Origin of the sequence: Limnohabitans sp. (assembly GCF_031538885.1) — a bacterium.
Lineage (GTDB): Bacteria > Pseudomonadota > Gammaproteobacteria > Burkholderiales > Burkholderiaceae_C > Limnohabitans.
On record NZ_JAVKLW010000061.1, the window covers coordinates 41,160 to 55,904 of the forward strand.

A 14,745-nucleotide genomic window follows, 5' to 3' on the forward strand; every position below is an offset into this window, starting at 1 on the left:
CGTGACGCTTAACGCATGTGCATCAACGAAGCTGAGAAAGCGCCGCGCTGGCCAAGTCACCCATGCGCTCAATGATGGTGGTGCCCATGCCCTCGTAGTAACGCTGTGGATCAGGCGAGGCCAACACCAGCAAGCCAATCACGGGCTGTTCGGCAGCGGTTTGTGGCGTGTCGTGTGGGCGTGTGGCACGCAAAGCGATGAAGGCCACCGACTGCGCGGCGGCTGGGTCGGCCAGCCATTGCACCGCATCAACGTGGTTGTTAATGCCCACATAGGGCTTGGTCAGCGAGGCAGCAAACTCTTTGATGGGGTCGATCACGCTTTGCGCGAAGGGTTCAATTTTGAAGTCCTCTCGCACGTCCCACACCTTGATGGCCACTTGCGGCACTAGAAAAAAATGTTGGATGTGGTCGGCAATGGTGTGCGGCAAATCACGGGCGGTGTTGGTCATCAGCAAGGTTTTGACCCAGCGCTGCATGCGCTCAATCAGCACTTCGTTTTCAGTGCCGTGGCGCATCATGTCCATCATGCGCAGTTCAAGCGCACGGATTTTTTCGCGCATCATTTCGGCTTGGCGCTCTTGCAAGCTCACGGCACGGTGGCTGTGCGGGCTGGTCAACTTCACCGCAGACAGTAATTCGGCGTGACGTTCAAAAAAATCTGGCGTGTTCACCAAAAAATTGGCAATGTCGTCTTCGGTGATGGGGTTCATGGCAGGGTGGGTCATAGGGTGTCCGGAATCGTGATTTCGCCTTGAAAGACGGTGGTGGCTGGGCCGGTCATGCGCACAGGCGTGTCGCCGCCCTGCCATTCGATGGTGAGTGTGCCTCCGTGGGTTTGCACGCTGACATGTGGGTCTAACAAGCCCCAACGAATGCCCATGACAACTGCCGCACATGCGCCTGTGCCGCAGGCCAAGGTTTCACCGGCACCGCGCTCAAAAACACGCAAGCGCACCGCGCCACGGTGCATCACCTGCATGAAGCCTGCATTCACACGCTTAGGGAAAGCGGCGTGGTGTTCAATCAAAGGGCCTTGGGTCAGCACGGGGGCGGTGTCCACATCGGTCACCACTTGCACGGCGTGGGGATTGCCCATCGAGACCACGCCCACCGTCACCGCGTCGCCATTGCTCAAACCGAGTTGCCACGCATTGGCGTTGGATGTTGCAACAGGGCTCGCTTGACCCGTCACATCCAAGGCTTGGGCATGCGCGGCCACAAACGGCACTTGGGGCAAGTCAAACACAGGTGCGCCCATGTCCACCGTCACTTGGCCGTCGGACATTTCTTGCAGGGTAATCACACCGCCATGCACTTTGACGCGCACAGTGGTTTTGTCGGTCAAGCCCTGCTCACGCACGAAGCGCACAAAGCAACGAGAGCCGTTGCCACACTGCTCCACCTCGCCGCCATCGGCGTTGTGAATGAGGTATTCAAAGTCCACATCGGGCTGGGGCGCGGGGCGCACCGTCAAGATTTGATCGGCACCCACACCCAAGTGGCGGTCGGCCAGAAAACGGTAGTGTGCAGGCGTGAGGTTCAAGCGCTGCGTGGTCTCGTCCAAGACCACGAAGTCGTTGCCTGCGCCCTGCATTTTGGTGAAACGAATTCGCATGAGGGGATTATCGGGTACGTAGCGTTTGCGCACACCGCTGTCACTGAATGGTCACGTCTGGGCTTGTCTTGCCTTTATGCTCTTCCTCTGATTTTTCAACCGTCCCCAACCTCATATGCGAATTCCTGCTTGGACCCCCGAACAAAAACACCAACCACAAGACTTGGTCGATGCCATCCTCGCCCGTCGCGGTGGCCAACTGATGAACCTTGACCGCGCTTTGTTGTGGAGCGAGCCCGTGGCACACGGCTGGAACGTATACATCAAAAACGTGCGTACCGGCCTGCCCACCAGCCGCAAGCTCTGCGAACTGGGCATTTGCACCGTCGCGCTGCTGACGGGTGCGCACTACGAATACCACCACCACGCGCCAGACTTCCTCACCGCTGGTGGCACACAAGCGGAGCTAGATGGCTTGAACCGTGTCGTGCAAGGTGACGCGCGTCAACCCGTGACCGATGCAGCCCTGAGCGAAACAGAACGACTGGTGGTGCAATACGCAGCACAAATGACGCGCGATGTCCATGTCCAAGATGCCTTGTTCGCCGCCTTGAAAGCACGCTTCACCACCACCGAGTTGGTCGAGTTAACGACCGCCATTGCCACCTACAACATGGTGGCGCGCTTTTTGGTGGCCTTGCAGATCACGCCAGAGGGTGAAGCACCGCGTTGATCGGAAGCCTGCGGCGTGATGGAGCCGCCTCAATCGGCCTTGATGTTGTTGTCCTTGACCACCTTAGACCAGATGTTCATTTGTTTGTCGATGAAGGTGCTGGCTTGAGCCACTGTGCCACCCGTCACATCAATGCCTTGCGCGTCCAACTTCTTAGCAACTTCTGGGTTCTTTCTTTAACACTTTGTTGAGTTCCTCGTTCATGCGCTTGACGATCTCTGGTGGCGTTTTGGCAGAGGCCATCACAGCCCACCAAGCAGGTGCATCAAAACCGGGGTAGCCGTTTTCGGCAATCGTTGGCACGTTGGGCAAATCAGCGGCACGTTTACTGCTCGTCACCGCCAAGGGGCGCATACGACCGCTGTCGATGTGTGGCTTGGTCACAAACACCGAGCCGATGGACAAAGGCACGTGGCCGGCCACTGCATCACTCATCATGGGGCCGCCACCTTTGTAAGGCACATGCGTCCACTCCACATTGGCGTCTCTTGCCAACAAAGCCATCGCCAAATGACCCAAACTGCCATTGCCAATCGAGCCAAAGCTGACGTTCTTTTTAGCTTTGGCCGCAGCCATCGCATCGGCAAACGTTTTGTATTCGGAGTTCACATGGGTCGCCAGCACCATGGGCGATGTGCCCACCAACACCAAAGGAATCAAGTCCTTCTTGCTGTCAAACGGCATGCTGGGGTTGAGGCTGGGATTCACACCATGGGTATCAAACACCACGGCAAAGGTGTAACCATCCGCTGGGGCTTGCACCACGGCAGCGGTGCCGATCACGCCCGACGCACCACCACGGTTTTCCACAATCACGGTTTGCCCCAGTTGCTGTTGCAGCGGCTGGGCAATGATGCGCGCCACTTGGTCCACTGAGCCGCCTGGCGGGAACACAGCCACCAACTTGATGGCTTGTTTGCTCGGCCAAGCTTGGGCCATGGCGAGTTGCGGCACACTGAGCGTCGCCAAAGTCAGCGCCAAACCGAGAGCCGTTTGAAAAGTACGTCGTTGCATGTGGGGAGCCTCCTCAACAAGTTGTTTGGCACAAATTGTTGATGCAAGCAGACCTCAAATTCTTGCGGCTTTTACGCAAGGGTAAATACTCGGACTCACCTCTTTTGGAGGCTTCTCCATAATGTGCAGATGGCTCGATCTACCCAACACCTCCATCCTCACAAAGAACCCGCCCCCCTGCTGTTAGCGGCCACCGTTTTGTTATTGCGCGATGGCCCAGAAGGCTTAGAAGTCTTGATGACGCGCCGCGCCATGACCGCCAGCTTTGCTCCGGGCGCCTACGTGTTTCCGGGCGGCGGTATCGATGCAGCTGACGCGCAAGCACACAGGTTTGCCAAACGCCGTGCCACGCAAAGCGACTTGCACCTGACCCAAGCCATTGCCGCGATTCGCGAAAGCTTTGAAGAACTCGGCATCTTGCTGGCTCGCCATGCCAGCGGACAAATGGCCAACGACGCAGACATTGCCGCACTGAAACGCCATGTACCCCCACCCGATTTCGCTGCGCAATGCGCCGCACATGGGCTGACCTTGGCGGCAGACGAAGTGTTTGTCTTGGCTCACTGGATCACGGACAGAGACCTGCCTCGGCGCTTTGATGTCCCCTTTTTAGTGGCCCGCATGCCAGATGCACAAATGCCAGTCGCCGACGACAAGGAACAGTTCGAGCCTGTGTGGGTGCGCCCTGCCGAGGCACTGGCACGCCACGAACAAGGCAACCTCTTCATCATCTATCCGACCATTCGCACACTAGAGCGTTTGCAAAAATACGCCACGGTTGACAGCGTGTTGGCCGAGTGCACAGGTGAGCAACCTTGGTTCACCAGCTGTCCACGTGCGGGCTGGCTAGGCGGCAAAGAAGTGCGTTATATGGAGCATGAAGCCCCTTTTGGCGAACTCGCCCTCACCTGCCCCGATGGACAAATGCTGCACCACTTGGATTGGGTGAGTGACCAAGCAGTGCTGCTCCTGAAAAACGTGCAACGCCTCACGGCCCCCAACCCAGGCGTGATGACAGGCCCTGGCACCAACAGCTATTTGATCGGTGACCTGGACACCGGCTACGCCGCCATCGACCCCGGCCCTGCCGACCCTGAACACCTCGACCGTTTGTGGTGTGCCGCGGGTGGCCACATTCGGTTCATCGTCTGTACCCACTCGCACCCCGACCATTCGCCGGGTGCGGCCCCCTTGCAAACCTTGTGTGAACAACATGGTCACACACCCCCCGTGCTGGGCCTCGCCTCGCAACCTAGCGCACGCGCACACAGTGCCTTCACGCCTGACCGCGAGGTGCGCGATGGTGAACGACTGGTGCTTCAAGGCACAGACACAACCCACACCCTGCGCGTAATCCACACTCCAGGCCACGCGGCCAACCACCTGTGCTTGGTGCTGGAGGAAGACGGCTTGCTGTTCAGCGGCGACCATGTGCTCAATGGCAGTACGACCGTCATCGACCCACCTGACGGCAACATGAACGACTACTTGAACTCCCTCGACAAACTGCTGGCCGCCTGTGCGCAAGACCGCATCGAATTCATCCTGCCCGCCCACGGCTATGTGTTGGGCAATGTGTGGGGTGAGCCACACGATGCACGCGCATGCATCGCCCACCTCAAAGCACATCGCCTCAAACGCGAAGCCAAAATTCTGGGCGTTATGCAGCAACACCCCGAAGGCAGCATGGACGACTGGTTAAAGCAAGCCTACGACGATGTGCCAGCGCGCTTGTGGCCCGTGGCCATGCGCTCGCTGCTGGCCCATGCGGAAAGAATACGCAGCCTCACAAACGCATGACATCTGCGTCATTCAAAGCGCGGATGACGCACACGTCACCCAAAGTACGCTGAGTATGGTGATGCACGCCCGTCATCAACCAAAAAAATTGCCAACCCTGCACGGCCTGTTATGAAGGCTGGTTGCCACAGACTCAAAGCCGATCAAGGCTTGAATAGACGGCAGTTGACGGCGCATGACGGTAAGTGGATTGACTCAGGCATTACAAAAAATCATATCTGAGTGAGGAACATTCGTTTGAGTATGTTGGTTGCCCAAAATAACATGGACGCATCCTTCGATGTTTTGAAAGTTACAAATGAGCGCTAGCAGCGGTTTTTCTTGGACGGATCCATTCATGCTTGACTTGCAGTTGACAGACGACGAACGTCAAGTCAAAGAGGCGGCGGCGGCTTATTGTCAGGCGCGATTGGCTCCACGAGTTTTAGATGCATTCCGTCACGAAAAAACAGATGCATCGATATTTCGCGAAATGGGCGAGTTGGGCTTATTGGGCCCTACGATTCCAGAGGACTACGGCGGCTCAGGCTTGAACTACGTGTGCTACGGACTTGTTGCACGTGAGGTCGAGCGCGTGGACTCTGGCTACCGCTCCATGATGAGCGTGCAGTCTTCCTTGGTGATGGTGCCCATCAACGAGTTTGGTTCTGCAGAGCAAAAACAAAAGTACTTGCCCATGCTCGCCACCGGCGAGTGGATTGGTTGCTTTGGGTTGACCGAGCCCAACTATGGCTCAGACCCTGGCAGCATGATCACGCGCGCCAAGAAAGTGACAGGGGGTTATTCGCTCTCAGGCGCCAAGATGTGGATTACCAACAGCCCCATTGCCGATGTGTTTGTGGTGTGGGCCAAAGATGATTCAGGCGCGATTCGTGGCTTTATTTTAGAAAAAGGTTGGAAGGGTTTGAGTGCCCCCGCCATTCACGGCAAAGTGGGTTTGCGTGCCTCTGTCACGGGCGAGATCGTGATGGACGAAGTGTTTGTGCCTGAAGAGAACGCCTTCCCGGATGTGCGTGGTCTCAAAGGCCCATTCACGTGTTTGAACAGCGCGCGCTATGGCATTGCGTGGGGCGCATTGGGTGCAGCGGAAGACTGTTTCCACCGTTCACGCCAATATGTGATGGATCGACAACAATTCGGTCGCCCCTTGGCTGCCAACCAACTGATTCAAAAGAAATTGGCCGACATGATGACTGAGATTTCACTGGGCTTGCAAGGCTGCTTGCGTTTGGGTCGCATGAAAGACGAGGGCACGGCTTCGGTGGACATTACCTCCATCTTGAAGCGCAACAGTTGCGGCAAGGCTTTGGATATTGCACGCATAGCTCGTGACATGATGGGTGGCAACGGCATTTCGGATGAGTTTGGGGTGGCACGTCACTTGGTGAACCTAGAGGTGGTCAATACCTACGAAGGCACGCACGATGTGCACGCGCTGATTTTGGGTCGTGCCATCACAGGCATCGCAGCATTTTCGAACTGAGGATTACGTTAATCATGCCGACAGTTTCGCAGTCTTCAATGCCCAGACCTTTGGAGGGGATAAAGGTTCTGGATTTGTCTAGGGTTCTGGCTGGCCCATGGGCAGGGCAGATGCTGGCTGATTACGGCGCTGATGTCATTAAAGTTGAGCGCCCTGGTGTGGGGGATGACACGCGTATGTGGGGGCCGCCATGGTGGAGCTATGGCTACAGCAAGGTAGCTGCGTATTTCTTGTGCGCCAATCGTGGCAAGAGTCCATCATGGGTTGAATTTACCTGAATTCAAAATCGCTACGGGTCAAACGAACACCGCGTCTGTCTCCATCAGCACAGCGGCGCCGGCGCGAGCCGTCAGCATGAGTGATGCGGTTTCTGGGAACAGCTTGGCAAAGTAAAACCGCGCGGTTTGTAACTTGGCTTGATAGAACGGATCACAGTTGCCCGCTGCTATTTTTTGCAAAGCCACTTGCGCCATGCGCGCCCAGAAGTAGCCAAACACCAAGTGGCCTGCCACACGCAGATAGTCCACCGCAGCCGCGCCCACCTCATCTGCGTTTTGCATGGCTTTGTAGCCAATTTCACCGGTGAACTGCGTCATCTGCTGGGCCAACTTGGCGAGGGGTTTCACGAACTCGGCCATCTCGTCGTTGTCCTGCTCGGCCAGCACCAGCGCGCTGATGTGTGCGCCAAATTTTTTCAAGGCTGCACCTTGGTCACCCAGCACCTTGCGCCCCAGTAAGTCCAAGCTCTGGATGGTGTTGGTCCCTTCGTAAATTATGTTGATGCGGGCATCGCGCACATATTGCTCCATGCCCCACTCACGGATAAAGCCGTGCCCGCCAAACACCTGTAGGCACGCGGATGTGGCGGTCCACGCGTTGTCGGTGAGAAAGGCTTTGACGATGGGCGTGAGTAAGGCCACTTGTTGGGCTGCGTCTGCGCGCACGGCGTCGTCTGGGTGGCTCAACTCGTGATCAATCAGCAACGCGCAATGCAGCGCCAAGGCGCGACCCCCTTCGGCATAGGCGCGGGCAGTGAGCAGCATCTTGCGCACATCGGGATGAACCAAGATGCTGTCGGCAGCTTGGCTGGGGTCTTTCACGCCCGTCAGGCTGCGCGACTGGCGGCGGTCTTTGGCATAGCGCACCGCATTTTGATAGGCGACCTCGGTCAGTCCGAGGGACTGCATGCCCACACCAATGCGTGCGGCGTTCATCATCACAAACATCGCGGCCAAGCCTTTGTGGGGTTGGCCCACCAGCGTGCCCACCGCCCCGTCAAGCACCATCTGACAGGTCGCGTTGCCGTGGATGCCCATCTTGTGCTCCAAGCCACCGCAGTAAATACCGTTGCGCTCACCCAAGCTGCCATCCGCATGCACATGAAATTTAGACACTACAAACAAGCTGATGCCTTTGCTACCCGCAGAGGCGTCGGGCAAGCGCGCCAAGACCAAGTGAACAATGTTGTTCACCAAATCATGCTCCCCAGCACTGATGAAAATTTTGTTACCCGTGATGCGGTAGCTGCCATCCGCCTGTGGCTCGGCCTTGGTGCGCAAGAGGCCTAGGTCGGTGCCGCAATGCGGCTCTGTCAAACACATGGTGCCTGTCCACTCCCCGCTAGTGAGCTTGGGCAAGTACAAGGCTTTTTGTGCGTCTGTGCCGTGCGCATGCAAAGCTTCGTAGGCGCCATGCGTCAGGCCTGGGTACATGGTCCACGCTTGGTTGGCGCTGTTGAGCATTTCGTAGAAGCACTGGTTCACTACCACGGGCAAGCCCTGACCGCCGTAGGCAGGGTCGGCGCTCAACGACGGCCAGCCGCCTTGCACGTACTGCGCATAGGCGGCCTTGAAACCATCGGGCGTGGTGACGTTGTGCGTGTCGCGGCTCAAGGTGCAGCCTTGTGCGTCCCCCACTTGGTTCAGCGGGAAAATCACTTCCGAGGCGAACTTGCCGCCCTCTTCAAGCACGGCCGCGAGGGTATCCGCGTCGATGTCCGCGTGGTTGGGCATCTGCTTGAAATCGGCGGTGACGTTCAGCACCTCATGCAACACAAATTGCATATCGCGTAAGGGTGGGGTGTAGCTGGGCATGGTTTTTACTTTGGAGTGACTGTGCCGCGTTTGACGGCGGGTTTGGAAATCAGCGGCGTCTTGTGTGCGCCGTAGCGTTGCAAGATATTTTCAAAGCCTTGCGCGGTGCGTCTCAGAGATTGAGATGAGCGCAAGAAACGCGCCTCATACTGCAAGGCCAAGATCAAGCCGTGCAACTCAAACACCATTTGCGCCGCGTCCATGTCGGCCGCCAAATGCCCTTCCTCACAGGCTTGCCACCGTGCGATGCACCGCAGCCAACCAGGTGTTGACGGAGCTGACCAGCGCATCACGCACGGGGCCGGGGCGGTCATCAAATTCGCTCGCCCCGCTGATGTAGAGGCAACCCGAATCAATTTCTGCCGAAGTGCGTTGGGTCCAGTTGGCAAAGAGTTGGCGCAAGCGCGGCAAGCCACGCGGCACCTGCAAGATGGGCAGAAACACTTCGGTTTCAAAGCGTACGTGGTATTCGCGCACCACCGAGATTTGCAGCGCCTCGCGTGAGCCAAAGTGGGCGAACACGCCCGACTTGCTCATGCGCGCCACCTCGGCCAGAGCGCCAATGCTCAAACCCTCCAAGCCAATTTGCGTGGCCAAGCCCAAGGCGGCGTCCACAATGGCAGCCTTGGTTTGCTGGCCTTTTTGCAAGGCTTTGTGCGCGGATGCAGAAGTTTGAAGAGGGGCGGTCATGCGAATTTACAAAAAGAACGGCCGTACTATTTTGCATGGTTTTTCGTCTTTAAACTGTGCCCATGCAAGCCACACGAATCATCGCCATACGACATGGGGAAACCCCTTGGAATGTGGACACCCGCATTCAGGGCCAACTCGACATTGGCCTCAACGACACGGGCAAATGGCAAGCCCGACGCGTGGGCTACGCTTTGCGCGAAGAACCGATTACCGCCATCTACAGCAGCGACTTGGCCCGTGCTTTCGAAACCGCACATGCCATTGCGCAAGGCCATGCACGCGCTGCACAGCTTGGCGTGGTGGGGCACACGGGCTTGCGTGAGCGTCACTTCGGTCACTTGCAAGGCCAGACATGGGCTGAAATTGAAAGCGGCTGGCCTGAAGACGCCAAACGCTGGCGTGGACGTGACCCGCATTGGTCGCCCGTGGGAGGCGAATCACTCACCGTGCTGCGCGAACGCATTGCAACTTGCGTCCACGCATTGGCCAGCCAGCACCTCGGCGAGCAAATTGTGTTAGTCGCGCACGGCGGGGTGACGGATGCGCTGTACCGTCTGGCCACCCAACAAAGCCTCGATGCTCCACGCACGTGGCACTTGGGCAATGCCGCCATCAACCGTTTGCTGTGGACGCCTCAGGGCTTGAGCTTGGTAGGCTGGGGCGATGTGTCGCACTTGGAAGAAGCGGACGGCACACCGCGCGACGAGACCACAACTTAAAACGCATGCTTAGTCCGTGGCGACATCGCTAATCGCCTTGGGCGGCGTCACGTCCAAGTGACGGTAAGCCGCCAAGGTGGCGATACGCCCACGCGGTGTGCGCTGCAAAAAGCCTTGCTGAATCAAATACGGTTCGATCACATCTTCAATCGTGTCGCGCTCTTCGCCGATGCTCGCGGCAATGTTGTCCAAGCCCACAGGCCCGCCGTCAAAGCGGTGAATCACGGCCTCCAACAATTTGCGGTCCATCAAGTCAAAGCCTTGGGGGTCGACGTCCAACATAGCCAGTGCGCGTTTGGCTATGTCTTCGGTGATGCGGCCCGTGCCTTTCACATCGGCATAGTCGCGCACACGGCGTAGCAAGCGGTTGGCAATGCGCGGTGTACCGCGTGAGCGACGCGCAATCTCAAAACCACCTTCCACGTCCATCGGCGTATCGAGCAACCCAGCACTGCGCACCACGATGCGTTGCAACTCTTCGGCGGTGTAAAACTCCAAGCGAGACACGATGCCAAAACGGTCACGCAGTGGGTTGGTCAACATGCCTGCGCGGGTGGTGGCCCCCACCAAAGTGAAGGGCTGCAAGTCGAGTTTGATGCTGCGCGCCGCAGGGCCTTCGCCAATCATGATGTCGATTTTGTAGTCCTCGAGTGCGGGGTACAAAATCTCTTCCACCACGGGGGAGAGGCGGTGAATTTCGTCGATGAACAGCACATCGTTTTTCTCTAGGCCCGTGAGCAATGCAGCCAAGTCCTTGGGCTTTTCAAGCACTGGCCCGCTGGTGGAGCGCAGGTTGACACCCAGCTCTTGCGCAATGATGTGCGAGAGCGTGGTCTTACCCAAACCTGGGGGGCCAAACAGCAACACATGGTCGAGGGCCTCGTTGCGCATCTTGGCTGCACCAATGAAGATCTCCAACTGCTCACGCACCTTCATCTGACCCACGTACTCTTGCAGCAACTTGGGGCGCAAGGCGCGTTCAATGGCCTCTTCGTTGGGCGACACGGGTGCGGCGGACACCATGCGCGACGGCACAGGTGTGGGAGCGAAGTCGTCAGTCTGAATGCTCATGGTTTATTTGGCCAAAGCCTTCAACGCCAGCTTGATGCCATTACTCACACCCACATCGGCCGGCAAAGCTTTGAGCGCGGCAGCAGCTTCTTTGTCGTTGTAGCCCAGTGCCAGCAAGGCTTGCAAGATGTCGCTTTGGTGGTCGGGCGTCGAAAACAAATGGGGGCCCAGATCTGCACCCAGCTTTCCTTTGAGTTCTAAGAGCAAGCGCTCGGCGGTTTTTTTGCCAATGCCCGGCACTTTGGTGAGGCGGCCCGCATCTTGGTCCGACACCGCACGCGCCAGCTCGTCGGCACTCAACCCGCTCAAAATACCCAGCGCCATGCGTGGCCCAACGCCTGAGATTTTGATCAGCAAGCGAAACGTGGCGCGCTCTGATGCCGTCCCAAAACCAAACAAAATTTGTGCGTCTTCGCGCACCACAAAGTGAGTGAGCAAGGACACACGTTCGCTGGTGGCGGGCAGGTTGTAAAACGTGCTCATGGGCACATCGACTTCGTAGCCCACGCCATTGCAATCCACCAGCACTTGGGGTGGGTTTTTCTCGCTGAGAATGCCGCTTAATTTGCCAATCACATCTTGCCTATCATTGGGGAACCTTTTGAGAGATTATCGACTTGATTCTTCGCCACACCTTCACCCCGCATAACAACACCCGTCTGTCGCATTTGTGCGGCCCTACTGACGAACATTTACGCACCATCGAACTGGCGCTGGACGTGAAAATCGCCCACCGCCACGAGCAATTCAAAGTGGACGGCCACAAGGCCAAAGCCACCCGCGCCATGGAGGTGCTGCAAGCCTTGTACGAACGTGCGGCCAAATCCATTCCGCCTGAGCAAGTGCAGCTCATGCTGGCAGGCGACAGCGCCATGGAGGAAGACGCGCCCACGCTGCAAACTCGCCGCACAGACCTGCGTGCGCGCACGCCCACACAGGTCGCCTACCTCGACAATATTGCGGCCCACGACATCAGCTTTGGCATTGGTCCAGCGGGCACAGGCAAAACCTATTTGGCCGTCGCCTGCGCTGTGGATGCACTGGAGCGCAGCGCGGTGCAACGCATTGTGTTGACGCGTCCCGCCGTAGAAGCAGGTGAAAAGCTGGGCTTCTTGCCTGGTGACTTGGGCCAAAAAGTGGACCCGTATTTACGCCCCTTGTACGACGCCTTGTATGACCTGATGGGTTACGACCGCGTGCAAAAAGCGTTCGAGCGCAATGCGATTGAAATTGCGCCACTGGCCTTCATGCGTGGTCGCACACTCACCAACGCCTTCGTCATCTTGGACGAGGCGCAAAACACCACGCCTGAGCAAATGAAGATGCTCCTCACCCGCATTGGCTTTGGTGCCAAAGCGGTGGTCACGGGTGATGTGAGTCAGATTGATTTACCCAAAGGGCAGCTCAGTGGCTTGATTGACGCCGAACGCGTGTTGGAACGCGTCAAAGGCATTTCCGTCACCCGCTTCACCACGGCCGATGTGGTGCGCCACCCGCTGGTGGCACGCATCGTCGATGCGTATGACGCGCAACGAACGACCACCACAGGCGCACCCTCACGCAAACAAGCTTAAACACATGGCCCTGCCCACCTTAGACCTCACCCTGCAATTTGGCGATGTGCCGCAGGCTGCGCGTCACCGCACAGCGTTGCCACGCGCTTTTGTGAACCGCTGCATCCGTCACGCCTTGGCCCACGACGCCGAGATGACGGTGCGCGTCGTCGATGCCGAAGAAGGGCAAGCTTTAAACAGCAGCTATCGCAAAAAAAACTACGCCACCAATGTGCTGACGTTTGACTATGGGCAAGCGCCCGTGGTCATGGCTGACCTCGTGCTGTGTGCGCCCGTCGTTGCAGCTGAAGCCAAAGAGCAAGGCAAGACGCTGCAAGCGCATTACGCGCATTTGCTGATTCACGGCGCACTACATGCCCAAGGCTACGACCACGACACCTCTGAAGCAGACGCCATTGAAATGGAAACGCTCGAGATGTTCATCATGGCCCGCCTCGGCCTGCTCTGCCCTTATTGATTGCCCGCAGTTCGCCTCATGAACACACCGATTTCTCAGCCCTTGGTTCGCTTGTTACTTTGGATCGGCGTGTTGTCGCTGCTGGTGCGCACATGGATTGGCGCCACCTTCCCCATCACAGGCGACGAAGCGTATTTCTACTGGTGGGGGGTCTACCCCGACTGGGGCTATTACGACCACCCGCCGATGGCGGGTTGGCTGATCGCCGTCATGCTCAGGCTGTTTGGCGACAGCACCTTGGCCATGCGCATCCCCGCGCTACTCCTGCCAACTGCCTTGGGCGCGGCTTTGTGGTGGGGCTTCTCGGGCTTAGACCGCGAGAAAACGGCGTGGGCTATTGTGCTGTACTGGCTCACCCCCATCAACTGGCTCAATGCGCTCATCACCACCGACACACCGTTGATTTTTTGGTCGGCGCTGTCGGTTTGCGCCTTAGTGCGGGCCGAGCAACGGGCACAGCGTGACCACGCGACTTACGGGCTCTACGCCTTGAGCGGCTTATGTTTAGGCCTCGCGTTTTTATCCAAGTACTTTGCAGTGGTGATGGGCTTGGCGTACTTGGTGTACTTTGTGGCCTGGCGACGCGAGCGCCTACTGGGCTTTGTGCTGCTGGTGCTGGCAGCCACACCAGGTTCACTGATCAACCTGTGGTGGAACATGGGCCACGGCTGGGCCAACATCATGTTCAACGTTTACAACCGCAACCAAGGCGAGGTGTTCGAATGGCACAAGCCTGCGCTGTATTTGCTGACTTGGGTTTATCTGCTCACACCGGGGCTGGTATGGTTGGGATGGAAAGATCGCCAAGCCCTCGTCACAGGGGTTCGCCAAAACAAGCTTTTGGTCACATTGGTCGCCGTGCCTTTTGCCTTCTTTGCACTCATCGCCATGAAGAAGGTGGTGGGCTTGCATTGGGTGCTGAACTTCTACCCTTTGTTTTTTGTGCTGCTTGCATTGGCCTTGCCGACCACACAACTCAAGCGTTGCAGCCTATGGATGGGCGTGTTCTTGGGCGCGCATCTTGTGGCACTGGTGACGATGTACAGCACGCATCTCGCCGATTGGAAGGGCGTCAAAATTTACCCCGAGATTGTGCGCAGCTATCGCACGCAAGCGCTGCTGGCCCAAGTGCAAGCCCCAGACACGGTGTTAATGGCCACGTCCTACACGCCTGCCTCGATCTATGGCCAAACGCTCAAAACCTATGTGCCAGTGTTTGGCGCGGGCAGCTTCCACGCGCGTCAAGACGACTTGCTGGTGAACTTCGCGGACTTCGATGGCAAAACCATCCGCATCATTGGCTTTAGCCAACCCAACTTAGACGAGTACCGCGCCTACTTTGACAGCGTGTCACTGATCACTGCGTCGCAAGACGAGGTGCCGTTTTACGCAGTCGAGGGGAAGCACTTCAAATGGCGGGTCTACCGCGACACGGTGCTCAAAGACATCTTCCAGCAGCGCCATCAAATTCCGTCATGGTTGCCCATGACAGGCTGTCCGTTCTGCCAGCATTACTGTGGGCAGGTGCGCTGCGATAACGCCGCGCCATAA

13 protein-coding genes and 2 pseudogenes are annotated in these 14,745 nt (G+C 57.7%); 8 read left to right on the plus strand and 7 right to left on the minus strand.

From position 1 onward, the window contains the following. Positions 1 to 22: 22 nt before the first annotated feature. Positions 23 to 727, minus strand: a complete 705-nt coding sequence (locus tag RMS03_RS04775) for a DUF484 family protein (protein WP_310625952.1) — start codon at positions 725 to 727, stop codon at positions 23 to 25. Then, complete coding sequence (gene dapF, locus RMS03_RS04780; protein WP_310625953.1) at positions 724 to 1,617, minus strand: diaminopimelate epimerase; 894 nt, start codon at positions 1,615 to 1,617, stop codon at positions 724 to 726. Before dapF ends, RMS03_RS04775 begins: the two co-directional genes overlap by 4 nt. A 115-nt stretch (positions 1,618 to 1,732) precedes the next feature. Between dapF and RMS03_RS04785 the strand changes: the two genes are divergently transcribed. After that, the gene (locus tag RMS03_RS04785) at positions 1,733 to 2,290 is read left to right on the plus strand and encodes a carboxymuconolactone decarboxylase family protein (RefSeq protein WP_310625954.1); all 558 of its coding nucleotides are present in this window, start codon (positions 1,733 to 1,735) and stop codon (positions 2,288 to 2,290) included. Between the two features lie 153 nt (positions 2,291 to 2,443). Here the strand turns inward: RMS03_RS04785 and RMS03_RS04790 are convergent, their stop codons facing one another. Continuing rightward, complete coding sequence (locus RMS03_RS04790) at positions 2,444 to 3,304, minus strand: tripartite tricarboxylate transporter substrate-binding protein (protein WP_310625955.1); 861 nt, start codon at positions 3,302 to 3,304, stop codon at positions 2,444 to 2,446. Between the two features lie 129 nt (positions 3,305 to 3,433). Between RMS03_RS04790 and RMS03_RS04795 the strand changes: the two genes are divergently transcribed. The 3 genes and pseudogenes from RMS03_RS04795 to RMS03_RS04805 form a co-directional block, all read left to right on the plus strand. Further along, a complete protein-coding gene (locus RMS03_RS04795) occupies positions 3,434 to 5,104 on the plus strand; it encodes an MBL fold metallo-hydrolase (protein ID WP_310625956.1) in 1,671 nt (556 codons plus the stop codon). Positions 5,105 to 5,402: 298 nt separating this feature from the next. Continuing rightward, positions 5,403 to 6,587 carry an acyl-CoA dehydrogenase gene (locus RMS03_RS04800; RefSeq protein WP_310625957.1) on the plus strand — a complete coding sequence of 395 codons (1,185 nt, stop codon included), beginning with the start codon at positions 5,403 to 5,405 and terminating at the stop codon, positions 6,585 to 6,587. Between the two features lie 14 nt (positions 6,588 to 6,601). Next, positions 6,602 to 6,838, plus strand: a pseudogene (locus RMS03_RS04805) (CoA transferase); the annotation flags it as partial. Between the two features lie 45 nt (positions 6,839 to 6,883). On the opposite strand, the gene RMS03_RS04810 reads toward RMS03_RS04805, so the two are convergent. Together RMS03_RS04810 and RMS03_RS04815 are read right to left on the minus strand one after the other, a co-directional pair. Next, positions 6,884 to 8,680: an acyl-CoA dehydrogenase C-terminal domain-containing protein gene (locus RMS03_RS04810; RefSeq protein WP_310625958.1), complete on the minus strand. Its 1,797-nt coding sequence runs from the start codon at positions 8,678 to 8,680 to the stop codon at positions 6,884 to 6,886. A gap of 5 nt (positions 8,681 to 8,685) precedes the next feature. Beyond that, positions 8,686 to 9,370: pseudogene (locus RMS03_RS04815) on the minus strand (TetR/AcrR family transcriptional regulator). A 62-nt stretch (positions 9,371 to 9,432) separates the two neighbouring features. Here RMS03_RS04815 and RMS03_RS04820 point away from each other — a divergent pair. Continuing rightward, positions 9,433 to 10,092, plus strand: coding sequence for a histidine phosphatase family protein (locus RMS03_RS04820; RefSeq protein WP_310625959.1), 660 nt, complete (start codon positions 9,433 to 9,435; stop codon positions 10,090 to 10,092). A 9-nt stretch (positions 10,093 to 10,101) separates the two neighbouring features. Here the strand turns inward: RMS03_RS04820 and ruvB are convergent, their stop codons facing one another. Together ruvB and ruvA are read right to left on the minus strand one after the other, a co-directional pair. After that, the gene (ruvB, locus tag RMS03_RS04825; protein WP_310625960.1) at positions 10,102 to 11,163 is read right to left on the minus strand and encodes a Holliday junction branch migration DNA helicase RuvB; all 1,062 of its coding nucleotides are present in this window, start codon (positions 11,161 to 11,163) and stop codon (positions 10,102 to 10,104) included. Positions 11,164 to 11,166: 3 nt separating this feature from the next. After that, positions 11,167 to 11,739 (minus strand): Holliday junction branch migration protein RuvA, encoded by a 573-nt coding sequence (gene ruvA / locus RMS03_RS04830; protein WP_310625961.1) that lies wholly within the window; start codon positions 11,737 to 11,739, stop codon positions 11,167 to 11,169. A 41-nt stretch (positions 11,740 to 11,780) separates the two neighbouring features. Here ruvA and RMS03_RS04835 point away from each other — a divergent pair, with 41 nt between their 5' ends. Genes RMS03_RS04835 through RMS03_RS04845 form a run of 3 tightly spaced genes read left to right on the plus strand, consistent with a single transcriptional unit; the run spans position 11,781 to position 14,745 of the window. Next, positions 11,781 to 12,737, plus strand: a complete 957-nt coding sequence (locus RMS03_RS04835) for a PhoH family protein (RefSeq protein ID WP_310625962.1) — start codon at positions 11,781 to 11,783, stop codon at positions 12,735 to 12,737. 4 nt (positions 12,738 to 12,741) lie between these two features. Next, the gene (gene ybeY / locus RMS03_RS04840) at positions 12,742 to 13,194 is read left to right on the plus strand and encodes an rRNA maturation RNase YbeY (protein WP_310625963.1); all 453 of its coding nucleotides are present in this window, start codon (positions 12,742 to 12,744) and stop codon (positions 13,192 to 13,194) included. Positions 13,195 to 13,212: 18 nt separating this feature from the next. Continuing rightward, a complete protein-coding gene (locus RMS03_RS04845) occupies positions 13,213 to 14,745 on the plus strand; it encodes a glycosyltransferase family 39 protein (RefSeq protein ID WP_310625964.1) in 1,533 nt (510 codons plus the stop codon).

Bases quoted from the DNA above. Each gene is read 5' to 3' on its own strand.
- RMS03_RS04775 (WP_310625952.1), bottom strand. From the start codon at position 727: ATGACCCACCCTGCCATGAACCCCATCACCGAAGACGACATTGCCAAT.
- dapF (WP_310625953.1), bottom strand. From the start codon at position 1,617: ATGCGAATTCGTTTCACCAAAATGCAGGGCGCAGGCAACGACTTCGTG.
- RMS03_RS04785 (WP_310625954.1), top strand. From the start codon at position 1,733: ATGCGAATTCCTGCTTGGACCCCCGAACAAAAACACCAACCACAAGAC.
- RMS03_RS04790 (WP_310625955.1), bottom strand. From the start codon at position 3,304: ATGCAACGACGTACTTTTCAAACGGCTCTCGGTTTGGCGCTGACTTTG.
- RMS03_RS04795 (WP_310625956.1), top strand. From the start codon at position 3,434: ATGGCTCGATCTACCCAACACCTCCATCCTCACAAAGAACCCGCCCCC.
- RMS03_RS04800 (WP_310625957.1), top strand. From the start codon at position 5,403: ATGAGCGCTAGCAGCGGTTTTTCTTGGACGGATCCATTCATGCTTGAC.
- RMS03_RS04810 (WP_310625958.1), bottom strand. From the start codon at position 8,680: ATGCCCAGCTACACCCCACCCTTACGCGATATGCAATTTGTGTTGCAT.
- RMS03_RS04820 (WP_310625959.1), top strand. From the start codon at position 9,433: ATGCAAGCCACACGAATCATCGCCATACGACATGGGGAAACCCCTTGG.
- ruvB (WP_310625960.1), bottom strand. From the start codon at position 11,163: ATGAGCATTCAGACTGACGACTTCGCTCCCACACCTGTGCCGTCGCGC.
- ybeY (WP_310625963.1), top strand. From the start codon at position 12,742: ATGGCCCTGCCCACCTTAGACCTCACCCTGCAATTTGGCGATGTGCCG.
- RMS03_RS04845 (WP_310625964.1), top strand. From the start codon at position 13,213: ATGAACACACCGATTTCTCAGCCCTTGGTTCGCTTGTTACTTTGGATC.